Annotated in this window: 19 protein-coding genes; 11 read left to right on the top strand and 8 right to left on the bottom strand. The window is 60.9% G+C overall.

The window, feature by feature from the left end; genetic code table 11:
- Positions 1–79 precede the first annotated feature (79 nt).
- Positions 80–517 carry a metallopeptidase family protein gene (locus QTL95_RS00795; protein WP_112533218.1) on the top strand — a complete coding sequence of 146 codons (438 nt, stop codon included), beginning with the start codon at positions 80–82 and terminating at the stop codon, positions 515–517.
- A 24-nt stretch (positions 518–541) separates the two neighbouring features.
- Here the strand turns inward: QTL95_RS00795 and QTL95_RS00790 are convergent, their stop codons facing one another.
- Both QTL95_RS00790 and QTL95_RS00785 read right to left on the bottom strand, forming a co-directional pair.
- Positions 542–748, bottom strand: coding sequence for a DUF1737 domain-containing protein (locus QTL95_RS00790; protein ID WP_112429590.1), 207 nt, complete (start codon positions 746–748; stop codon positions 542–544).
- An 8-nt stretch (positions 749–756) separates the two neighbouring features.
- On the bottom strand, positions 757–1,680 hold the full coding sequence (locus tag QTL95_RS00785) for an HpcH/HpaI aldolase/citrate lyase family protein (RefSeq protein ID WP_289718068.1): 924 nt from the start codon (positions 1,678–1,680) through the stop codon (positions 757–759).
- A gap of 113 nt (positions 1,681–1,793) precedes the next feature.
- Here QTL95_RS00785 and QTL95_RS00780 point away from each other — a divergent pair, with 113 nt between their 5' ends.
- From QTL95_RS00780 to leuD, 3 genes are all read left to right on the top strand, one after another.
- Complete coding sequence (locus QTL95_RS00780; protein ID WP_289718067.1) at positions 1,794–2,042, top strand: hypothetical protein; 249 nt, start codon at positions 1,794–1,796, stop codon at positions 2,040–2,042.
- A 108-nt stretch (positions 2,043–2,150) separates the two neighbouring features.
- A complete protein-coding gene (locus QTL95_RS00775; RefSeq protein WP_289718066.1) occupies positions 2,151–2,579 on the top strand; it encodes a VOC family protein in 429 nt (142 codons plus the stop codon).
- 126 nt (positions 2,580–2,705) lie between these two features.
- Entirely contained in the window at positions 2,706–3,314 is a 609-nt protein-coding gene (leuD, locus tag QTL95_RS00770; RefSeq protein WP_183899991.1) for a 3-isopropylmalate dehydratase small subunit, read from the top strand.
- A gap of 60 nt (positions 3,315–3,374) precedes the next feature.
- Here leuD and QTL95_RS00765 read toward each other — a convergent pair whose 3' ends face one another.
- Entirely contained in the window at positions 3,375–4,307 is a 933-nt protein-coding gene (locus QTL95_RS00765; RefSeq protein ID WP_289718065.1) for a pyridoxal-phosphate dependent enzyme, read from the bottom strand.
- A gap of 176 nt (positions 4,308–4,483) precedes the next feature.
- Between QTL95_RS00765 and leuB the strand changes: the two genes are divergently transcribed.
- Together leuB and QTL95_RS00755 are read left to right on the top strand one after the other, a co-directional pair.
- On the top strand, positions 4,484–5,596 hold the full coding sequence (gene leuB, locus QTL95_RS00760; RefSeq protein WP_289718064.1) for a 3-isopropylmalate dehydrogenase: 1,113 nt from the start codon (positions 4,484–4,486) through the stop codon (positions 5,594–5,596).
- Between the two features lie 120 nt (positions 5,597–5,716).
- The gene (locus QTL95_RS00755; protein WP_289718063.1) at positions 5,717–6,478 is read left to right on the top strand and encodes a phosphatase PAP2 family protein; all 762 of its coding nucleotides are present in this window, start codon (positions 5,717–5,719) and stop codon (positions 6,476–6,478) included.
- A gap of 67 nt (positions 6,479–6,545) precedes the next feature.
- On the opposite strand, the gene QTL95_RS00750 is transcribed toward QTL95_RS00755, so the two are convergent.
- Together QTL95_RS00750 and QTL95_RS00745 are read right to left on the bottom strand one after the other, a co-directional pair.
- A complete protein-coding gene (locus QTL95_RS00750; RefSeq protein WP_289718062.1) occupies positions 6,546–8,432 on the bottom strand; it encodes an MFS transporter in 1,887 nt (628 codons plus the stop codon).
- A 269-nt stretch (positions 8,433–8,701) separates the two neighbouring features.
- Positions 8,702–10,465: a glucan ABC transporter ATP-binding protein/ permease gene (locus tag QTL95_RS00745; RefSeq protein WP_289718061.1), complete on the bottom strand. Its 1,764-nt coding sequence runs from the start codon at positions 10,463–10,465 to the stop codon at positions 8,702–8,704.
- A gap of 324 nt (positions 10,466–10,789) precedes the next feature.
- On the opposite strand from QTL95_RS00745, the gene QTL95_RS00740 reads away from it, so the two are divergent.
- Positions 10,790–11,530: a LuxR family transcriptional regulator gene (locus tag QTL95_RS00740; protein ID WP_289718060.1), complete on the top strand. Its 741-nt coding sequence runs from the start codon at positions 10,790–10,792 to the stop codon at positions 11,528–11,530.
- Between the two features lie 114 nt (positions 11,531–11,644).
- On the top strand, positions 11,645–15,109 hold the full coding sequence (pyc, locus tag QTL95_RS00735) for a pyruvate carboxylase (protein ID WP_289718059.1): 3,465 nt from the start codon (positions 11,645–11,647) through the stop codon (positions 15,107–15,109).
- Positions 15,110–15,174: 65 nt separating this feature from the next.
- Here the strand turns inward: pyc and QTL95_RS00730 are convergent, their stop codons facing one another.
- The 3 genes from QTL95_RS00730 to QTL95_RS00720 form a co-directional block, all read right to left on the bottom strand.
- Positions 15,175–15,936 carry an amino acid ABC transporter ATP-binding protein gene (locus QTL95_RS00730; protein ID WP_289718058.1) on the bottom strand — a complete coding sequence of 254 codons (762 nt, stop codon included), beginning with the start codon at positions 15,934–15,936 and terminating at the stop codon, positions 15,175–15,177.
- A complete protein-coding gene (locus tag QTL95_RS00725) occupies positions 15,933–16,613 on the bottom strand; it encodes an amino acid ABC transporter permease (protein ID WP_289718057.1) in 681 nt (226 codons plus the stop codon). Before QTL95_RS00725 ends, QTL95_RS00730 begins: the two co-directional genes overlap by 4 nt.
- A 213-nt stretch (positions 16,614–16,826) precedes the next feature.
- Positions 16,827–17,600 (bottom strand): amino acid ABC transporter substrate-binding protein, encoded by a 774-nt coding sequence (locus tag QTL95_RS00720; RefSeq protein WP_289718056.1) that lies wholly within the window; start codon positions 17,598–17,600, stop codon positions 16,827–16,829.
- A 240-nt stretch (positions 17,601–17,840) separates the two neighbouring features.
- Between QTL95_RS00720 and QTL95_RS00715 the strand changes: the two genes are divergently transcribed.
- The 3 genes from QTL95_RS00715 (at position 17,841) to ispG (ending at position 21,229) form a co-directional block, all read left to right on the top strand.
- The gene (locus QTL95_RS00715; RefSeq protein WP_289718055.1) at positions 17,841–18,620 is read left to right on the top strand and encodes a DeoR/GlpR family DNA-binding transcription regulator; all 780 of its coding nucleotides are present in this window, start codon (positions 17,841–17,843) and stop codon (positions 18,618–18,620) included.
- Positions 18,621–18,682: 62 nt separating this feature from the next.
- Entirely contained in the window at positions 18,683–19,876 is a 1,194-nt protein-coding gene (locus QTL95_RS00710; protein ID WP_289718054.1) for an MFS transporter, read from the top strand.
- A gap of 99 nt (positions 19,877–19,975) precedes the next feature.
- Positions 19,976–21,229: a flavodoxin-dependent (E)-4-hydroxy-3-methylbut-2-enyl-diphosphate synthase gene (gene ispG, locus QTL95_RS00705; protein ID WP_289718053.1), complete on the top strand. Its 1,254-nt coding sequence runs from the start codon at positions 19,976–19,978 to the stop codon at positions 21,227–21,229.
- Positions 21,230–21,245 lie beyond the last annotated feature (16 nt).

Below are 21,245 nucleotides of genomic sequence, written 5' to 3'. Positions count from 1 at the left end.
ATTTATTCCTGCCCTTGATTCCACTCTCGAAAATCGGCTGCAAAGGCTCTATATGGGCGGACAAAGGAAAGGAGCTTTTATGGCTCGCATAGACCAGAGCGACAATTGGCAGGATCGCCACGCTCCGACAATCAGCACGTTCGAGTCCCTGGCGATGGAGGCCTACAGCCACCTGCCGGATGAATTCCGTGCGCTGACGACCAATCTGACGATCGAAATCGAAGATTTTCCCGATGATGACGTGTTCGAGGACATGGCTCTGGAAACGCCGTTCGATCTGCTCGGCCTTTTCGAGGGACGCGGCATATCGGAGCGTTTCACCATGGAAACCGGCGAGCTGCCGAACCGCATTCGCCTCTACCGCAGACCGATCCTCGACTACTGGGCCGAGAACGACGAGACGCTGGGCGATATCATCACCCATGTGCTGATCCATGAGATCGGCCATCATTTTGGTCTGAGTGACGACGACATGGAGCGGATCGAGGCGAGCGCCGAAGAGGCGGCCGAGCGTTAGTGGCCGATCGCCGTTTCTGAGCGCTTACTGCTCGGAGAGCTTCATGTCGGGATGGTAATCCTTGCCTTCGACATGCTTGACGATTGCCTGAGCGCAGATCACCTGACCGGTCTGGGCATTGAAGGTGAGCGACGGCGAGCCGTTCAGCGACCAGCCCTTGTTGAGGGCGTCCGTTACGCGGTGGCAGAAAGCGGCGTCGTCCTGGCCGGTCAGAAGGCGGTAGAGTTTCATCGGGTCTTTCACTTCGTCTCTGGGCGCTTCGCCGATTGGCGTTCGGCAATCAGGCGGGCTTTATGAACCAGAGTTTCCGCCTGGACAAGATGCAGCCGCTCGATCATACGGCCGTTGGCGTTGATGACGTTCAGCCCATCGGCGGTGGGGTCGGCGAAGGCTTTTATGATCGCCTGCGCTTCGGCTATCGCGGATGCGTCGGGCCCGAAGTTCCTGTTGGCCGCCTCGATCTGCGCGGGATGGATCAGCATCTTACCGTCGAAGCCCATGGCGCGCGCTTCGGCGCATTCGGCGTCTAAGGCATCGCTATCCTTGAAATCGTTGAAGACGCTGTCGATCGCGCCAAGACCGTAGGCGCGCACAGCGAGGATCACCTGCATCAACCAGGGAACGAGGTACTGTCGGCCGGGCTGCGGCAAGACGCCGGTTTCCTTGCGCAGGTCGTTGAGGCCGACGACGAAGCAATCGAGCCTCGAGCCCGCCGTCCGGCCCGATTCCGCGATCGCCGCGGCGTTGAGGACGCCGCGCGGCGTCTCGATCATCGCCCAGATGCGCAATTCCTCCGGCGCATCTGCATCCGCGAGAATGTCGCCGACCGCCATGATGTCTTGCGGCTCATCGACTTTCGGTAGGAGAACGGCATCCGGCCCCAGGGTGCTTACGAGATCCATGTCGGCGCGGCCCCAGATGGTGTCGAGGCCGTTGATGCGGATGATGCGTTCCTTGCCTTCGAGCGGTTTGCCGCGGAAGAAGGCAGCCAGGTTTTCGCGCGCTTCGGCCTTCTTCTCGGGCGCTACCGAATCCTCGAGGTCGAAGATCACCGAGTCGCAATCGAGCTGATGGGTCTTTTCCAGGGCACGAGGGATTATCGCGGGAACGCTCAGCACTGAGCGGCGCAGGTTCATCGAGCGGGTGAGGGGGCTTTGGCTCATCACGAATGTGTGTCAAGCTTTGTGACGGATGGCAAGACAACAAAAAGCCATGCTTCCCTTGCAGAGAAGAAGACGAAGGACCACATTCCTTTCCTGAGAAAGGTTTAAAACCCATGCAGAATATCCGTTCCGTCTTCCTCCTGCTTGCCGGCATTACGGCATTCGCGGCACTGGCGCTTCTCACGTTTTCCGTGACGCTCGCCGTTGGCGGCATTCTGACGGTGCTGATGGTGGGCCGCGCGCTTTCGCTGAAGATGAAGCCGGCCGCCGTGCGTGCCACGGCCCAGTCCAAGGCCAAGGCCAATACCGGCGAAACCATGCGCATCTGGAACGACGGTCGCGGCACGATCATCGATCTCTGATCGTTCTGCTCGATTTCTTTTCCAACGGCTGTCGGCTCGTGCTCTTTCTGTGCGTCCTAGATGCGGCAAGGCTTTTGCCTGCCCAAGTATCACGCAATGGAGGACTGCATGGAAAGCGAAACGCAAACCGGCCAGACGGCCATGCCGCCGGTCAAGAACGGGCTACTGCCTTATATCACGGTCGATGGCGCGCTGAAGGCGGCGGAATTCTACGAACAAGCTTTCGGTGCCGAGCAGGCATTCGTCGTGCCGCCCGATGAAAAGGGGCGCACGATGCATGTGCATCTCTACATCAACGGCAGCTCGCTGATGCTGAGCGACGCCTATCCCGAGCACGGCCATCCGTTCCGGCCACATCAGGGTTTCTCACTGCAGCTCGTGGTCGACGACATCGATCTATGGTGGGAGCGGGCGGTCAAGGCCGGTCTCGAGGTCGTGATGCCCGTCGAGCGCATGTTCTGGGGCGACCGTTATGGTCAGCTGCGCGATCCCTTCGGCGTCTCCTGGGCGATGAACGAGCCCGGCAAGGCCGGCTAGATCAGCCGCACCGGGCCAGCCGAATCTTCAGGTGCTGGCCGGGGCTGCAGATTCCCCTTCATTTTGCCGGGAAACTGGACTAAACGCTGATCAACACACTATCTCTGCCGAACTGGAGGCCAGGCCATGGAAAAATTCACCAAGCTGACGGGCGTCGCCGCCCCTCTGCCGGTCGTCAATATCGACACCGACATGATCATCCCGAAGGATTACCTGAAGACGATCAAGCGCACTGGCCTCGGCAAGGGTCTCTTCGCGGAAGCCCGCTATAATGAAGACGGCACGCCGAACGAGGATTTCGTTCTCAACAAGCCGGCCTACCAGAACGCCAAGATTCTCGTCGCCGGTGACAATTTCGGCTGCGGCTCCTCGCGCGAGCACGCTCCGTGGGCGCTTCTCGATTTCGGCATCCGCTGCGTGATCTCCACCAGCTTCGCCGACATTTTCTACAACAACTGTTTCAAGAACGGCATCCTGCCGATCAAGGTCAGCCCGGAAAATCTGGAAAAGCTGTTGGACGACGCCTCGCGCGGCTCCAACGCGATCCTGACGGTCGATCTGGAAAACATGGAAATCACCGGTCCCGACGGCGGCTCGATCAAATTCGATCTCGATGCCTTCAAGCGCCATTGCATGCTGAACGGTCTCGACGATATCGGCCTGACGATGGAGAAGGGCAAGGAAATCGACCAGTTCGAAAAGGCCAACGCCGCTGCCCATCCCTGGGCTGCGTAAGCGCCTCGACAAGATACATGATCAAGCCGGTGGGTCCGCCCACCGGCTTTTTCTTTGGCTTCAGAGCAGCCGCTCTCGCCACATCTTAAGCTTATCCAGCGATACGCCGATGCCGCCGCACACTTCGATCAGCGGGTTTTTGAAGCGCGCGAGGAGATCGGGATGGGCGTCGGCTACTGCGAGCGCCGCGCCGCAGGCGGGTTCGACGAGGATACGATAGGCGTCGGCGAGTTTCAGGCAGGCGGCGACGGCTTCGGCGTCGGTCACCGTCACGCTCTCGATCGGATGATGCTTGGGCAGATCGAAGACATGCTGGGCGACCTGGCGCGCGCCAAGCGAGTTGGCGATCGAGGTGATGGCGGGCAGGGTTATGCGTTCGTCAGCTGCCAGGCTGGCGTGGAAGGACGCGGCACCTTCGGTCTCGACGGCGATGACGGGCACATTATCGAGACCATTGCGTTTCAGGCCGGCGACGATGCCGGCGAGCAGGCCGCCGCCGCCTACACTGGCGATGACACAATCGAATTCGGAGCCCTTGGCTACCACTTCGTCGACCAGCGTGCCGTGGCCTTCCCAGAGCAGAGGGTGGTCGAAGGGATGCACATAGGCAGCCTTACGCTCCTCTGCGAGATTGACCGCATGGGCGTTGGCCTCGTCGAAAACGGAGCCATGGACGAGGACGGCGGCGCCGGTCGCAGCGATGGAGCGGCGGACTTCTTCGGAGGTGGTTTCCGGCACGACGATGGTGACGGGAACGCCGAGCGCGCGGCCGGCATAGGCGGCGGCGATGCCTGCATTGCCGCCCGAGGCGCAGAAGATCTCCTTGGCGCCGTTTTCCACTTCGTGCTGGCACAATCTGCCGACGCCGCGCAGCTTGAAGCTTCCCGCCGGCTGCAACGCGTCCAGCTTCAGCCAGAGCGGCCTGTCAGCGGCGCTATAATCGGCGGCGGTGCGGAAGAGCGGAGTGTCGAGATGGAGTTGTGCGTCGGGCATTGGTGTTTTCCGGATCATGGTCAAGATAGCCTCTTGTTGCCTAGGCAAATCACGGGGTCAACCGAGGGCGATCCGGCATGTGTATAGCCCCAACCGTACCGAAACGGCCTCTTGCTCGCTTGAAATGCCTCTTGCCGGGGGATAATAAGCCGCAACCTGTTTTTCCGGAGGACTTCATGACAACGCGCAATCTTTTCCTGCTGCCTGGCGACGGCATCGGCCCCGAGGCCATGGGCGAGGTCCGCAAGATCATCGCTTACATGAACGAGGAAATGTCCGCCGGCTTCGTCACCGACGAAGGTCTGGTCGGCGGCAGCGCCTATGACGCCCACGGTGCGGCGATCTCCGAAGCCGACATGCAGAAGGCGCTTGCCGCCGATGCGGTTCTCTTCGGTGCCGTCGGCGGCCCGAAGTGGGACGACGTTCCGTATGAAGTGCGCCCGGAAGCCGGTCTGTTGCGCCTGCGCAAGGATCTCGAGCTGTTCGCCAATCTGCGTCCGGCGATCTGCTACCCGGCGCTCGCTTCCGCCTCGTCGCTGAAGCCGGAGCTGGTCGAAGGCCTCGATATCCTGATCATCCGCGAACTGACGGGTGGCGTCTATTTCGGCGAGCCGAAGACGATCACCGATCTCGGCAACGGCCAGAAGCGCGCCATCGACACGCAGGTCTATGACACCTACGAGATCGAACGCATCTCGGCGGTCGCCTTCGAAATGGCTCGCACGCGCCAGAACCGCGTCTGCTCGATGGAAAAGCGCAACGTCATGAAGTCGGGTGTGTTGTGGAACCAGGTGGTAACCGCGACGCACAAGGACAAGTATTCCGACGTCAAGCTCGAGCACATGCTGGCGGATGCCGGCGGCATGCAGCTGGTGCGCGCGCCGAAGCAGTTCGACGTCATCGTCACCGACAACCTGTTCGGCGACATGCTGTCCGACGTTGCCGCCATGCTGACGGGTTCGCTCGGCATGCTGCCGTCGGCTTCGCTTGGTGCGCCTGACGGCAAGACCGGCAAGCGCAAGGCGCTCTACGAGCCGGTGCATGGTTCGGCACCTGACATCGCCGGTAAGGGCATTGCCAATCCGATCGCGATGATCGCCTCGTTCGCCATGTGCCTGCGTTACTCCTTCGGCATGGTCAAGGAAGCCGACAATCTCGAGAAGGCGATCGCCAACGTCCTCGACAAGGGCATCCGCACCGCCGATATCATGGCCGACGGTGCCAAGAAGGTCGGCACTGTCGAGATGGGCGAAGCGATCCTGTCCGAGTTCAAGGCGCTTTCTGCCTGATATTTCACGTGAAACACCTTTCAGGCCCTTCGCATCCTACGATGCGGAGGGCCTTTGCATTGAAGGCACCTGCCGCAGCCCCTATCTCCCCCGTGCATTGAGAAAAGAAGCAGGGGCGGAATGAACGAGAGCGTCGATCGCGGGCCGAGTTTCTGGGGCTATCTGAAAAAGCGCTATCAGGCGCGCCGCACAATCCACCGCCGGGTGCCCTGGAAGGGCTTTGCCTTTTCCGCGATCAATTCCGTTGCCATCGCTTTTTTTGTGTTCGATCGCCCGCTCGGTCTGGCCGCCAAGGATCTGGCACCGCCGCTGATCTCGATCGCGGGCGATATAACCGATATCGGCAGGCTTGCCTGGATCCTTGGCGGTCTTTGCACCCTCTTCGCAACGGCCTATTTGGTCCGTCGTCGGCTATGGAAGGTACGCCGACGTTTCCGCATGATCTATTTCGGCCAGATGACGGCCTATGTGGGCCTCTCTGTCCTGTTTACCGCCATCGTCGCCAATGTCCTGAAGTTCGCGATCGGGCGAGCGCGGCCTTTGATCTATGATCAGGAGGGCATTTTCAGTTTCGCGCCGTTCAACATGGATTTCCTGCACCAGAGCTTCCCGTCGGGGCATTCGGCCAATATCGGCGCGCTGTTCATGGCGCTGGCACTGCTCTTTCCGCGGTTTCGTCTCGGTTTCATCGGGATCGGGCTGTGGCTCGGCGCGACGCGGGTGATCATCGGCGTGCATTATCCAAGCGACGTCGCCGCCGGCTTGGCGCTCGGTGCATGGCTCGCCTTCGCTACATCGATCCTGTTTGCGCGTTTCGGTCTGGTGTTTTCGATCGGGCGTGATGGCGGCTGGCCGACTCCGCGGCTCAGCCGATTACTCTAGTCATTTTCCAAAAGAAAACCCGACGCCTTCTGGAGCGCCGGGTTCACTGTCGCGGTCTTGAAGCACCTCAATCCATGGCGTGGATATCGCGATTCTTGGTTTCCGGCAGGAAGATCAGGCCGATCACAAGCGTGATGGCGGCGAAAATGATCGGGTACCAGAGGCCGAAGTAGATGTCGCCGGTGGCGGCACTCATCGCGAAGGCCGTTGCCGGCAGCAGGCCGCCGAACCAGCCGTTACCGATGTGATAAGGCAGAGACATGCCGGTGTATCGGATGCGGGTCGGGAAGAGTTCGACCAGCAGGGCCGCGATCGGGCCGTAAACCATCGTCACATAGAGAACCAGCACGAACAGGATGGCGATCGTGCCGATCCAGTTGACTCGGGCGGGGTCGGCCGCCATGGCGAAGGTACCGCCGCCGGCGATATTGTAGACCGCCATGTCGGTGACGCCATTGGCCTCATCGACCGTCAGCAGCTTGGCTGCCACCAGCTTGTCGGCCGGCATGGTTTCCTTGGCACCGGAGCGGATCGCGTCGGCATTCAAGGCAAGCTCCGGATTGGCGGTGATGAAGGCATCCAGCTTCGCGTCCGGCACCTTGATGGCACCGCGGTTCAGAGGATAGCCGCCATCGTGGAGCGCGATGTTGACGCTTTTTTCGAAGGCAGCGGTCAGGCCCTTGGCCTTGTCGCCGGCGGCAACCGAGTCGAAGCTGGTGATGGTTTCGTCACCGATCTTCACCGTTGCCGGCTGGCCGGCAGGACCGGGGACGACATCGTAGGGCACCGAGTTCTTGGTCAGGAAGGCTGTCGCGACGTCGCAGGAACTGGTGAACTTGGATGTGCCGGTCGGGTTGAACTGGAATTTGCAGTCCGCCGGATCGGCCGTCACCGTTGCCCTCACGGATGCCTGGGCCTCGGCGAGCGCCGGGTTGGCGGTCCAGGTCATGGCCTTGAACAGCGGGTTATAGGTGACCGCCGCAATCAGCAGGCCGGCCATGATGATCGGCTTGCGACCGATCCTATCCGACAGGCCGCCGAAGATGACGAAGAAAGGCGTGGCGAGGATGAGGGCGACGGCGACCATGATGTTGGCCGCTTGCAGGTCTACCTTGAGTACGTTCTGCAGGAAGAAGAGAGAGTAGAACTGGCCGCCATACCAAACGACCGCCTGACCCATGGTGGCGCCGAGAAGCGCGATAAGCGCGATCTTGGCGTTTTTCCACTGGCCGAAGGCTTCCGTCAGCGGTGCCTTGGAGCCCTTGCCTTCCGCCTTCATTTTCTGGAAGGCCGGAGACTCATTCATCCGTACGCGGATCCAGACGGAGACGCCGAGCAGGATGACGGAGACCAGGAAGGGAATACGCCAGCCCCAGGCGGCGAAGGCTTCCTTGCCCATGATGAACTGCACGCCGACGATGACGATCAGCGACAGGAAAAGGCCGAGCGTAGCCGTGGTCTGAATCCAGGAGGTGAAGTAGCCGCGCCGGCCGTTCGGCGCGTGCTCGGCCACGTAGGTGGCGGCCCCGCCATATTCACCGCCGAGCGCCAGGCCCTGCAGCAGACGAAGGCCGATCAGGATAATCGGGGCAGCGATGCCGATAGTGGCGGCACCCGGCAGGATACCGACCAGGAAAGTCGATAGACCCATGATCAGGATCGTCACCAAGAAGGTATATTTCCGGCCGACGAGATCGCCGAGGCGGCCGAAGACCAGCGCGCCGAACGGACGAACCAGGAAGCCGGCGGCAAAGGCCAGCAGCGTGAAGATGTTGCGTGTGGCTTCTGGATACTGGGTGAAGTAAGTCGCGCCGATATAGGTGGCGAGCGAGCCGTAAAGATAGAAGTCGTACCACTCGAATACGGTGCCGAGCGAGGAGGCGAAGATGACCTTCTTCTCCTCCGATGTCATCGGTCCGGCCTTCGCGCCACCGACGCTTGCGACATTTGCCATTGTCTGTCCTCCACAGAACGATGTGAAAATGCGGCGCGCGACCATACTCTCCTCAAAGCATACCCCTGGTCGCGGTTCGCCTGATAAGACTGTGACAGAAAAGACCTTCCTTAAAGAGAGCGGCTTTGGGATTATGACTTTAGTCTAATGCCTTTGCACAGATTGCAGCCGGCCATTCGGGGAGATCGAGAGCAGGCAGTCTCGTTGGCCACGAAAAAAGCCGGATGGCGGGACCATCCGGCTTTGATCGTTTTCGTGAAGTGCCTGTCTTAGGCGGCTTCCGTCGTGTGTGCCTTGCGGACTTCTTCGTCCGTCAGGATTCCGCTTGCGCGAAGCAGAGCGGCGAAGCGACCGTTGCTCTGGCTGAGCTCCTCGAAGCTGCCTTCTTCGACAACACGGCCGTTGTCGAGGAAGAGAACCTTGTCGGCCTCACGAACCGTCGAAAGACGGTGGGCGATGATGAAGGTGGTGCGGTTCTGACGAAGATTGTCGATCGCAGCCTTCACGCGGTTTTCGGTCTCGACGTCGAGCGCGCTCGTCGCTTCGTCCAGTACCAGGATCGGCGCATCCTTGAGGATCGCGCGGGCGATTGCCACACGCTGGCGCTCGCCGCCGGAAAGCCTGTTGCCGCGCTCGCCGACATGGGTGTCGTACTGATCTTCGCGAGTCTCGATGAAGTCCGAGGCGGCCGCGGCTTCAGCCGCACGGCGCATGTCTTCATCGGTGGCGTTCTCCCGGCCGAGGCGAATGTTGTCGCTGATCGAGCGGTTGAGCAGGCCGGCGTCCTGGAAGACCGTTGCGATATAGCGGCGCAGCGACTTGCGGGTGATCTTCGTCGTATCGTGACCATCGACGAGGATCTGGCCGCTATCCGGGTCATAGACGCGCTGCAGCAGGTTGATCATCGTGGTCTTGCCCGAGCCGGTCGGGCCGACGATCGCAACCGTCTGGCCGGCCTTGGCGGTAAAGGACACGTTGTGCAGGCCCTGTGCCGTGTTGCCGAAGCGGAACGACACGTTGCGGAACTCAACCTCGCCCTTCACGTCGGTGATGTCGGCATTGCCAGCAGGTTCTTCGCGTTCACGGACCGAGTCTTCGAGGGTATAGAAGTCCTCGAGCTTGGAACGTGCTTCGAAAATCTGCGAAGCGAACTGGCGCATCTGGTCGAGACGCGAGATCAGCAGGTTGGCAAAGCCGATGAATGCAATGACGTCACCGATGCGCAGTTCGCCGGCCTGGACCATGACGGTACCGATGACGAGGATGATCATCATGGCGATGGTCGATGCCATGCGGTTCATCGCGCCAGCCAGCGCCCACCAGTCGAGCACCGGATACTGGGCCTGCAGCAGGCGATCGGTGAACGAACGCAGCGCCTTGGTTTCGGCTTCGATACGGTTGTAGCTGTGCAGTACCGAGACGTTGCTGATGGAGTCGCTGACGTGCGAGAAAACCGTGTGATAGTGGTTTTCGACCGACGCCTGGCCATCCTTGGTGCGGCTCATGACGAGACGACCGATCAGCCAGTAGGCGATGCCGAGCACGACGAGCACGCCGGACAGACGCAGGTCCATCGAAACGGCGGTCGGGATCAGGATCAGGATGGCAACGGCAGTCGCTAGGTGATTGCGCATGAATTCGAGCCAGAGGCCGAACAGCGTTTCACAGGCGCGCAGCAGCGTATGCAGAGCGTTCGACGTTCCGCGCTGATGATGCCAGGACAGCGGCATCGAAATAATGCGGCCAAAGGCTTCCGTCAGCAGCGTTGCCCGACGTCCGTGTGCGAGCCGGTCCGCCTCGCGGGCGACGAGCACGAATGCGATCGTGTTGAAGACGGCGAAGGCAGCCCACATGAAGAGAATGGGCTTCACCTCACCTTTGCCGGAAATTGCATCTATGATACGGCCGAAAAGGATCGGCTCGGCGATGGTGATCGCGGCGAGCACGATGTTCGCGATAACGACCAGGGATACGCGGAACTTGTAGGCGCCGAGATAGCGCAAAGCTCTTGCATAGACCTTGAATAGCGACACGGCGATACCTCTTTGTGCATCTGCGAATGAGTGGATGTTGCGATGCTACAAAAAGTTACCTGAACCGACGATTAACGGGCCGTTCAGCTAGGTTTTTTCGGCTTTTTTGAGTGGTCGAAAGTCGAGCCTCATCCTGTGACGCCGGAAATCTTCAGGAGAAATTACAAACCCTCACAATTTTCGCTTGCGTTGATGCGCCATGCTGAGACACCATCGAATGGATCGCACGCTAATATTTTATCGCATCTATAATCGTTCTGCTATCGAGGCTTGTCCTTCTTTTGGCGGCCTTGGCTGGTGGCCCGAAGGGGCAGGGGCAATTTTGTGAATATTCATTATTTAATTCAACTGCTTGTCGTTCTGGAGGGGTGCCGCAAGGTTTCCGCTGTTGAGGAGGAACTTGCGCATGTCGCCCAGCTCTGTGGGTTCGACTATTTCGCTTTGACGCAATACTCAAAGGACACAGGCGAAGCCGCCGGCATTCTTCTTGCCGGGAAAATGCCGGAAACGTGGCTCCAAATATACAAAGCGAAGAAATATGCCGTCATGGATCCCGCGGTACGATATCTCGCACATGCACAAAAGCCTTTCCGTTGGCGGGATGGGTTGGCGGCTTTTCGGAAGGATCCCCATCACCGTCGCATGGAAATCGTGATAGCCGATGCGCAAGCTCACGGTCTCAGGGACGGTTACACATTTCCTATCCAAGGGCGAAAGGGGATCCTTGGCAGTCTTGTCCTTGCCGGAAATACCGTGGATCTCTCTCCTGTCGAAATATCCCTGTTCGATGCCGTTTCTCGCAAGGCCTTCTGGCGCGTCCTGGAGATCAATGGGAGTGGGCAGCCGATCGACAGTGTCTTGGGCATCGATGCGCGACTGACGCGACGGGAAATGGAGATCCTCCAATATCTAGCGGAAGGAATGACCTCGGTCGAGATCGGAAAGCTTTTGAAAATCTCAAATCACACCGTCGATTGGTACATGAATGGACTACAGGACAAACTGAAGGCCAAAAATCGACAGCACGCTGTTGCAATTGCCTTCCGGCACGGGCTCATCATCTAGTTTAGAGAAATTCAATTTGTCGGTGTTCGAGAAATTGAACTTTCCGTGACGCCGCGCTAAGACTCCTTTCGCGGGTGCAGCATTGCCCGTTCTTATGCCGTGAGGAGACTGCATTTGCCCATTTCCAAGATCCTTGTCGCTAACCGTTCCGAAATTGCCATTCGCGTGTTTCGCGCTGCCAACGAACTCGGGATAAAAACGGTCGCGATATGGGCTGAGGAAGACAAACTGGCGTTGCATCGCTTCAAGGCGGACGAGAGCTACCAGGTCGGCCGGGGCCCGCATCTGGCGCGTGATCTTGGCCCGATCGAAAGCTACCTGTCGATCGACGAAGTCATCCGCGTCGCCAAGCTTTCCGGCGCCGATGCGATCCATCCGGGCTACGGCCTTTTGTCGGAAAGCCCCGAATTCGTCGATGCCTGCAACAAGGCCGGCATCATCTTCATCGGCCCGAAGGCCGATACGATGCGCCAGCTCGGCAACAAGGTCGCGGCACGCAATCTGGCGATTTCGGTCGGCGTTCCCGTCGTTCCGGCTACCGATCCGCTTCCTGACGATATGACTGAAGTCGCCCGCATGGCGGACGAAATCGGCTATCCGGTCATGCTGAAGGCTTCCTGGGGTGGCGGCGGACGCGGTATGCGCGCCATCCGCGATCCGAAGGATCTGGCCCGCGAGGTGACCGAAGCCAAGCGCGAGGCGATGGCCGCCTTCGGCAAGGATGAGGTCTATCTCGAAAAGCTGGTCGAGCGCGCCCGCCACGTCGAAAGCCAGATTCTCGGCGACACGCATGGCAATGTCGTGCATCTCTTCGAGCGCGACTGCTCGATCCAGCGCCGCAACCAGAAGGTCGTCGAACGCGCGCCGGCGCCTTATCTCTCGGAAGCGCAGCGCCAGGAACTGGCGGCCTATTCGCTGAAGATCGCGTCCGCCACCGGCTATGTCGGCGCTGGCACGGTCGAATACTTGATGGATGCCGATACCGGCAAGTTCTACTTCATCGAAGTCAATCCGCGTATCCAGGTCGAGCACACGGTCACCGAAGTCGTCACCGGCATCGATATCGTCAAGGCGCAGATCCATATCCTCGATGGCTTCGCGATCGGCACGCCGGAATCGGGCGTGCCCGCACAGGCCGATATCCGTCTCAACGGCCATGCCTTGCAGTGCCGCATTACCACCGAGGATCCGGAGCACAACTTCATCCCGGACTACGGTCGCATCACCGCCTATCGTTCGGCGTCGGGCTTCGGCATCCGTCTCGATGGCGGCACGTCCTATTCGGGCGCCATCATCACCCGTTACTACGATCCGTTGCTGGTCAAGGTCACGGCCTGGGCACCGAGCCCGTCCGAAGCGATCTCGCGCATGGACCGCGCGCTGCGCGAATTCCGTATCCGTGGCGTCGCCACCAACCTGACCTTTCTGGAAGCGATCATCACGCATCCGAAGTTCAAGGATAACAGCTACACTACGCGCTTCATCGACACGACGCCGGAACTGTTCCAGCAGGTCAAGCGCCAGGATCGCGCGACCAAGTTGCTCACTTACCTCGCCGACGTGACTGTCAACGGCCATCCGGAAGCCAAGGATCGGCCGAAGCCGGCCGCCGATATCGCCGAGCCCGTTGTGCCCTACACCAACGGCGCCGGCATTCCCGATGGCACCAAGCAGTTACTTGACAAACTCGGCCCGAAGAAGTTCGGTGAATGGATGCGCAATGAAAAGCGCGTGCTGATGACCGACACGACGATGCGTGACGGCCACCAGTCGCTGCTGGCAACGCGCATGCGCACCTACGATATCGCCCGCATCGCCGGCACCTATGCGCAGGCGCTGCCGAATCTGCTGTCGCTGGAATGCTGGGGCGGCGCCACCTTCGACGTGTCGATGCGCTTCCTCACCGAAGATCCGTGGGAGCGTCTGTCGCAGGTACGCGAGGCGGCTCCAAACCTGCTGCTGCAGATGCTGCTGCGCGGCGCCAACGGCGTCGGCTACAAGAACTACCCTGATAACGTCGTCAAATACTTCGTTCGCCAGGCGGCGGCCGGTGGTATCGATCTCTTCCGCGTCTTCGACTGCCTGAACTGGGTCGAGAACATGCGCGTATCGATGGATGCGGTGGCCGAAGAGAACAAGCTCTGCGAAGCGGCGATCTGCTATACCGGCGACATCCTGAACTCGGCGCGTCCGAAGTATGATCTGAAGTACTACACCGATCTTGCCGTCCAGCTCGAAAAGGCCGGCGCGCATATCATCGCGCTCAAGGACATGGCGGGCCTCTTGAAGCCGGCCGCTGCCAAGGTGCTGTTCAAAGCGCTGCGCGAGGCGACTTCGCTGCCGATCCACTTCCACACGCACGACACGTCGGGCATCGCGGCCGCGACCGTTCTCGCCGCCGTCGATGCCGGCGTCGATGCCGTCGATGCGGCGATGGACGCGCTGTCGGGCAACACCTCGCAGCCGTGCCTCGGCTCGATCGTCGAGGCGCTGCGCGGCTCCGAGCGCGATCCGGGGCTGGATCCTGAATGGATCCGCCGCATCTCCTTCTACTGGGAAGCGGTGCGCCATCAGTACGCAGCCTTCGAAAGCGATCTCAAGGGGCCGGCGTCGGAAGTCTATCTGCACGAGATGCCGGGCGGCCAGTTCACCAACCTCAAGGAACAGGCCCGTTCGCTCGGGTTGGAAACCCGCTGGCACCAGGTGGCGCAGACATATGCCGACGTCAACCAGATGTTCGGCGATATCGTCAAGGTGACGCCGTCCTCCAAGGTGGTCGGCGACATGGCGCTGATGATGGTCAGCCAAGACCTGACGGTGGCCGACGTCGTCAGTGCCGACAAGGAAGTGTCCTTCCCTGAATCCGTCGTCTCGATGTTGAAGGGCGATCTTGGTCAGCCGCCGTCGGGCTGGCCGGAGGCGCTGCAGAAGAAGGCGCTGAAGGGTGATGCCCCCTACACGGCGCGCCCGGGCTCGCTGCTCGATGATGCCGATCTCGATGCCGAGCGCAAGACGATTGAGACCAAGCTGGAGCGCGAGGTCAATGACTTCGAATTCGCCTCCTATCTGATGTATCCGAAGGTCTTCACCGACTTCGCGCTAGCGTCGGACACCTATGGTCCGGTCTCGGTTCTGCCGACGCCCGCCTATTTCTACGGTCTTGGTGACGGCGAGGAGCTGTTTGCCGATATCGAGAAGGGCAAGACACTTGTTATCGTCAATCAGGCGATGAGCGGTACCGATAGCCAGGGCATGGTTACGGTGTTCTTCGAACTAAACGGCCAGCCGCGCCGCATCAAGGTTCCGGACCGCGCCCATGGCGCTACCGGCGCTGCCGCCCGCCGCAAGGCCGAACCGGGAAATGCCGCCCATGTCGGCGCGCCGATGCCGGGCGTCATCTCCCGCGCCTTCGTCTCGGCCGGCCAGACAGTCAGCGCCGGCGACGTGCTGGTGTCGATCGAGGCCATGAAGATGGAAACGGCAATCCACGCCGAGAAGGACGGCACGATCGCCGAAGTTCTCGTCAAGGCGGGCGACCAGATCGACGCCAAGGATCTGTTGGTCACTTACGCCGGCTGATCATTCATCACGACATGCAGAAAGGGCGGCTCTCGGGCCGCCCTTTTTATATTCGGATGCAGGTCTCAGATATCGTAGCTATGGGCGTCGGTGATGGTCGAGATGAAGCGCTTGGTGCGTTCGCGCTCGGGGGCGGTGAAGATATTCCGCGCGCTGCCTGTCTCCACCACGCTTCCGGCTTCCAGAAACACGACGTCATTGGCGATCTTTGAAGCGAGCCTCAGGTCGTGGGTTGCCATCACCATGGTCGTGCCTTCGCTGGCGAGGCGGCCGAGCACGTCGACGACTTCGGCCGAGAGTTCCGGATCGAGCGCCGATGTCGGCTCGTCGCAGAGAAGGACACGGGGCGAGGGGGCGAGCGCGCGGGCGATCGCTACGCGCTGCTGCTGGCCGCCCGACAGCGTAGAGGGCCAGGCATCAGCCTTGTGGGCCATGCCGACCTTGGTCAGTAGTTCCATGGCGCGGTCGCGGGCCTTGTCCTTAGGCCATTTGAGCACGGTGATCAGGCTTTCCATGACGTTTTCGATCGCTGTCTGGTGCGGGAAGAGTTGGAAATTCTGGAAGACCATGCCGGTCTGGCGGCGGATCTTCTGGATCGCCGGCCAGCTGGTCTTCTGACCGGGCTTGAAGGTCAGCGTTTCCTCGCCGAGGCGGATCGTTCCCGCCGTCGGGATTTCCAGAAGGTTTATGCAGCGCAGAAGTGTGCTCTTGCCGCCGCCCGAGGGGCCGACGAGCGCGGTGACGCTGCCTTCGGGAATGCGGATGCTGATATCCTTCAGGATGACCGCGTCGCCAAAGCGCTTTTCGATGTTATCAAGCTCGATCATGCGTTTGCCTCCAGCATGCCGCCATAGCGGGCGAAGCGGCGCTCCAGCCTGACCTGCAGGGCCGAGAGCACGGAGCTCAGCGCCAGGTAGATCAGCGCCGCCTCGATATAGAGGATCAGCGGTTCATAGGTGGTGGCGACGATACGCTGGGCTGCCTGGAAGAGTTCGGGCACGGTGATGGCGGCTGCCAGCGAGGTATCCTTGACCAGCGAGATGAAAGTGTTCGACAGCGGCGGCACGGCGACGCGGGCAGCCTGCGGCAGGATGGTGCGGCTCATCGCCTGGCGCCAGCTCATGCCGATCGAATAGGCAGCTTCCCACTGGCCCTTGGGCACGGAGGAGATGACGGCGCGGATGATCTCGGAGCTGTAGGCGCCGATATTGAGAGTGAAGCCGATCAGCGCTGCTGGAAAGGCGTCGAGCAGGATGCCGATGCTGGGCAGGCCGTAGAAGATCACGAAAAGCTGGACCAGAAGCGGCGTGCCGCGGATGACCCAGACATAGAAGCGAGCAATGGCCACCAGAGGAGCCGCGCCGAACAGGCGGGCGATGGCGGTTGCGAGCCCGAGGATTAATCCGAAGGTGAAGGACAGCAATGTCAGCGGAATGGTGAAGACCAGCCCGGCCCAGAGTAGAGGCACGAGCGAATCCGCCATCAGTTGAAGCCAGTGGGGCACGGGCGTTCCCTTTTTGCGGGGTTCATAAGGTTCGAGGTTGAATACCCCTCCCCAACCCCTCCCCACAAGGGGGAGGGGCTAAGAGGCGGCACCGTGCGTGCAAAGGCAATTACCGCCGGCGCTCATGTCGGATTTAGTTGCAAAGCGCCCAATAAAAAGCCCCTCCCCCTTGTGGGGAGGGGTTGGGGAGGGGATCTAGCTGATCGTTTCGAATTACTTCGAGACGTCCTGGCCGAAATACTTGTCGGAGATCTTCTTGTAGGTACCATCGGCCTTGATGTCGACGAGTGCCTTGTTGATCGCCTCGACCAGTTCCGGCTCGCCCTTGCGAACGATGATGCCGGAATAGTCGGCGTTTTCCTGCTGTGCAGCGATCTTCACCGGTGCGTCAGGCTTGTGCTTCTTGAAGTCGAGGAAGGACAGGCTGTCGTTGATCGTGGCGTCGGCGCGCTTGGTCAATACCAGCTGGATCGACTGGTCGAAGCCGTCAGTGCCGACGAGTTCTGCGCCGGACTGCTCGGCGAGCTTGCCGAAGTTGCTGGTCAGCGACTGCGCCGACTTCTTGCCCTTGAGATCGGCGAAGGTCTTGATGCTGTCGTCGCCATCGCGAACGATGAGCACGGCCTTGGAGGCGATATAGGGCTCGGAGAAGTCGTACTTCTGCTTGCGCGCATCGGTGATGCCGACCTGATTGATCACGGTGTCGTAGCGCTTGGCGTCGATGCCGGCGATCAGGCCGTCCCACTTGCCTTCGACGAACTCGGCCTTGACGCCGAGCTTGGCGGCGACTGCCTCGCCGATCTCGACGTCGAAACCAACAAGCTTGCCGCTGTCGTCATGGAAGGTGAACGGGGCGTAGGTGCCTTCGGTGCCGATCTTCAGCACGCCCGCGGACTGGATCGCGGCGAGGTTTTCGCCGGCCAGTGCCGGCATCAGGGCGGCGGCCTGGATCAGGGCTGCGGTGGCGAGGGTCTTCAGGAGGTTCATGTGTCTGTCCAATTCACCAGTGTGTTCGATGGCTGGAAAATCGCAGAAAAGCCGATGCCGCGATGCGTCAAAAACTGCAAAGAAAATCGGCAACTGCGAATATTTTTCTCATTTATCACGGATTTGGTGTTCAGTGTTTCACAATGTGAAGCGACGATTTGATGATCGCCGCTTGTTTGCACGTTTGTATCGGTTTATGCATGATTCAATCGAATTGAGATTGGTCAGGCTAAATACGGCATGAACACGAACGAACTTCTTCTGCAGGAGCGCAAGAGCGTCATTTCGCGCAAGCTGCAGACGCATGGGCGGGTGCTTGCCGCCGAGCTTGCGGCGGAATTCGGCGTATCCGAGGATACGGTGCGCCGCGACCTGCGCGAGATGGCGGCGGCGGGGCTCTGCGAGCGCGTATATGGCGGCGCGCTGCCGATCTCGCCTGCGGGCGGCAGCCTCAATCACCGGGTCGGTATCGCGCGCGACCGCAAGCAGGCGCTGGCCGCGGCTGCCGTCTCGCAGATCGCGCCCGATATGACCGTGTTCTTCGATGCCGGCAGTACGAACCTTGCGATCGCCATGGCGCTACCGATGGATCTGCCGCTGACGGCTGTCACCAATGCGCCTTCCATTGCCGCGGCGCTGATCGACAAGCCGCTCGTCAACGTCATCCTGATCGGCGGATTGATCGATCGGCAGGTGGGGGGTGCGCTGGGCGCCAAGGCGATGCGCGACATGGAGCCGCTGTCGCCGGATCTCTGCATTCTCGGCGCCTGCGGCGTCGATATCGCAGCCGGCGTCACCGTCTTCGGTTTCGAGGACGCGGAATTCAAGCGCTTCGTAGCGACCAAAAGCCGGCAGGTGCTTGTCGCCGTAACCTCGGACAAGTTCGGCACGGCCGCGCCGCATGGCGTTCTCTCTGCCGCCGATTGCGGCTGCCTCGTGGTCGAGCGCGATGCCGATCCTCAGATGCTGGCGCGCTACCGCGATCTCGGCTGCAAGACGCTGGTTGCCGGCGAAACCTAATAGATATCGTTCAATGACGCGCCGGACGAGGAGTGCCGGTGCCAGTGCATATGGGAAGAGATATGGATAATCACGTCAACACGGCGCTTCCGGTGAGAAGCGGCTACGTTACCAAGAACAGGACGGCGGTGTCGCTGCTGTTCCTGATCAATGGCTTCACGGTCGGTTCCTGGGCGCCGAAGATCCCCGAATTCGCCGAACGGCTGGAGCTCAGCAAGTTTCACCTCGGGCTGATGATCCTGGTGCTCGGCATCGGTTCGCTGACGCTGATGCCGATCGCCGGCGCGCAGATCGCGCGGCATGGATCGAGGCTCGTCGTGCTGGTCATGGCCGTTTGCCTGCTGCCGGGTTTGCTGGCGCTGACGCTTGCGCCCAACGTGCTGACGGCGGCGATCGCGATCTTCCTGTTCGGCGGCTTCATGGGTGCCATGGACGTCGCCATGAATGCCAATGCGGTTGCCGTCGAGCAATCGATGCGGCGGGCGATCATGTCGTCCTGCCACGCCTTCTGGAGCCTTGGCGGGTTGATCGGCGCCGGTCTCGGCGGACTTCTGATCGCGCATTTCGGCGTGCTCTCGCATGCCGTGGTCGCCACGGTTCTTGCCGCGATCACGCTTGCCGTTGCCTGGAACATGCTACTAGCCGACCAGCCGCATCCCGACACGAAGAAAGAGAAGACACGGCTGCCGATGGTGCCACTGCCCTGGCTGCTCGGCCTTGTGGCGTTGTTCTCGATGGTGCCTGAAGGGGCGGTGCTTGATTGGGGTGCGCTCTATCTCCGCGAGGAACTCGGCGCCTCCATCGCGCTATCCGGCTTCGGCTTCGCGGCCTTCTCGCTGACGATGGCTGTCATGCGCTTTGCGGGCGATCTGGTTCGCGATCGCTTCGGCGGTGTCAGGACGCTCAGGATTTGCACCCTGTTTGCCATCGCTGGCATGCTGCTGGCAGCCTTTGCTCCGAATGCCGAGATTGCCATCCTCGGCTTTGCCTTCTGTGGCATCGGTATTTCCAACATGGTGCCGATCGCCTTTTCGGCCGCCGGCAACATTCCGCACCTGAAGGCAGGCATCGGTCTCTCCGTCGTGACCACGATGGGCTATTCCGGCATGCTGGTGGCGCCGTCGGCCATCGGCTTCGTAGCGGAACATATCGGCTTCTCCGTGGTCTTCATGGCATTGCCGGTGCTTCTGCTTGTTGTGCTGGCGCTTTCCAATCTGGCGCGTTATGCCGACGGCATTTCCGGGGGCGGCCATTAAACCCGCAGTCAAACAAAGTGATAGGCGCCGCGGGTTGACAAGCGGGCGGTCATGATCCACCTGAAAGGCACGAAATTTAAGGGTTCAAGAGCTCTATCCATGTCTTCAGCTACGGATTTTGATCCGAAACCGCGCCGGGCGTCCGTCGCCGTCGATGTCGGTGGCGTCATCGTCGGAGGCGGCGCGCCCGTCGTCGTCCAGTCGATGACCAACACCGACACCGCCGATATCGACGCCACGGTCGCCCAGGTGGCCGCTCTCTACAAGGCGGGCTCCGAGCTTGTTCGTATCACCGTCGATCGCGACGAGAGTGCAGCCGCCGTGCCGCGCATCCGCGACCGGTTGCTACGTCTCGGCATGGATGTGCCGCTGGTCGGCGACTTTCACTATATCGGCCACAAGCTCTTGGCTGATCATCCCGATTGCGCCGAGGCGCTGGCGAAGTACCGGATCAATCCCGGCAATGTCGGCTTCAAGGACAAGAAGGACAAGCAGTTCGGCGACATCATCGAGATGGCGATCCGCTACGACAAGCCCGTGCGTATCGGCGTCAACTGGGGTTCGCTCGACCAGGAGCTGCTGACCGCTCTGATGGACCAGAATTCAGCCGCCGGCTCGCCGCTCTCGGCTCGTCAGGTCACCCGCGAGGCGATCGTGCAGTCGGCGCTGATCTCGGCCAATCTCGCCGAAGAGATCGGCTTGCCGCGCAACCGGATCATCCTGTCGGCCAAGGTCAGCCAGGTGCAGGACCTGATCGCGGTCTATTCCATGCTGTCGGAGCGCTCGGACCATGCGCTGCATCTCGGCCTCACCGAAGCCGGCATGGGGTCGAAGGGCATCGTCGCCTCGTCGGCCGCCATGGGATATGTGTTGCAACACGGCATCGGCGATACGATCCGAGTGTCGCTGACGCCGGAGCCGAATGGCGACCGCACGCGGGAGGTGCAGGTGGCGCAGGAAATCCTGCAGGTCATGGGCTTCCGCCAGTTCATTCCTGTCGTTGCCGCTTGTCCCGGCTGTGGCCGCACGACCTCGACCGTGTTCCAGGAGTTGGCGCAGAACATCCAGAACGACCTGCGCAAGAACATGCCGGTCTGGCGCGACAAGTATCCTGGGGTCGAGGCGCTCAACGTCGCGGTCATGGGCTGCATCGTCAACGGTCCGGGCGAGAGCAAGCATGCCGATATCGGCATTTCGCTTCCCGGAACCGGCGAAAGCCCGTCCGCACCCGTCTATATCGACGGGCAGAAGGCGATGACGCTGCGCGGACCGAATATCGCCGGTGATTTTGAGGCGCTGGTCGCCGATTACATCGAGAAGCGTTTCGGCCAGAGCAGGACGGCGGCGGAGTAATCCGCGCCGTCGCTTC

This window comes from Rhizobium sp. S152 (assembly GCF_030380735.1).
Taxonomy (GTDB): Bacteria; Pseudomonadota; Alphaproteobacteria; order Rhizobiales; family Rhizobiaceae; genus Rhizobium.
Note: the sequence above shows the minus strand (reverse complement) of the source record. Positions and strands in the feature narration are given on the sequence as shown.

What these genes read in the sequence shown, in the direction of transcription:
- QTL95_RS00795 (WP_112533218.1), top strand. Translation starts at nt 80, where the DNA reads ATGGCTCGCATAGACCAGAGCGACAATTGGCAGGATCGCCACGCTCCG.
- QTL95_RS00790 (WP_112429590.1), bottom strand. Translation starts at nt 748, where the DNA reads ATGAAACTCTACCGCCTTCTGACCGGCCAGGACGACGCCGCTTTCTGC.
- QTL95_RS00785 (WP_289718068.1), bottom strand. Translation starts at nt 1,680, where the DNA reads ATGAGCCAAAGCCCCCTCACCCGCTCGATGAACCTGCGCCGCTCAGTG.
- QTL95_RS00780 (WP_289718067.1), top strand. Translation starts at nt 1,794, where the DNA reads ATGCAGAATATCCGTTCCGTCTTCCTCCTGCTTGCCGGCATTACGGCA.
- QTL95_RS00775 (WP_289718066.1), top strand. Translation starts at nt 2,151, where the DNA reads ATGGAAAGCGAAACGCAAACCGGCCAGACGGCCATGCCGCCGGTCAAG.
- leuD (WP_183899991.1), top strand. Translation starts at nt 2,706, where the DNA reads ATGGAAAAATTCACCAAGCTGACGGGCGTCGCCGCCCCTCTGCCGGTC.
- QTL95_RS00765 (WP_289718065.1), bottom strand. Translation starts at nt 4,307, where the DNA reads ATGCCCGACGCACAACTCCATCTCGACACTCCGCTCTTCCGCACCGCC.
- leuB (WP_289718064.1), top strand. Translation starts at nt 4,484, where the DNA reads ATGACAACGCGCAATCTTTTCCTGCTGCCTGGCGACGGCATCGGCCCC.
- QTL95_RS00755 (WP_289718063.1), top strand. Translation starts at nt 5,717, where the DNA reads ATGAACGAGAGCGTCGATCGCGGGCCGAGTTTCTGGGGCTATCTGAAA.
- QTL95_RS00750 (WP_289718062.1), bottom strand. Translation starts at nt 8,432, where the DNA reads ATGGCAAATGTCGCAAGCGTCGGTGGCGCGAAGGCCGGACCGATGACA.
- QTL95_RS00730 (WP_289718058.1), bottom strand. Translation starts at nt 15,936, where the DNA reads ATGATCGAGCTTGATAACATCGAAAAGCGCTTTGGCGACGCGGTCATC.
- QTL95_RS00720 (WP_289718056.1), bottom strand. Translation starts at nt 17,600, where the DNA reads ATGAACCTCCTGAAGACCCTCGCCACCGCAGCCCTGATCCAGGCCGCC.
- QTL95_RS00715 (WP_289718055.1), top strand. Translation starts at nt 17,841, where the DNA reads ATGAACACGAACGAACTTCTTCTGCAGGAGCGCAAGAGCGTCATTTCG.
- QTL95_RS00710 (WP_289718054.1), top strand. Translation starts at nt 18,683, where the DNA reads ATGGATAATCACGTCAACACGGCGCTTCCGGTGAGAAGCGGCTACGTT.
- ispG (WP_289718053.1), top strand. Translation starts at nt 19,976, where the DNA reads ATGTCTTCAGCTACGGATTTTGATCCGAAACCGCGCCGGGCGTCCGTC.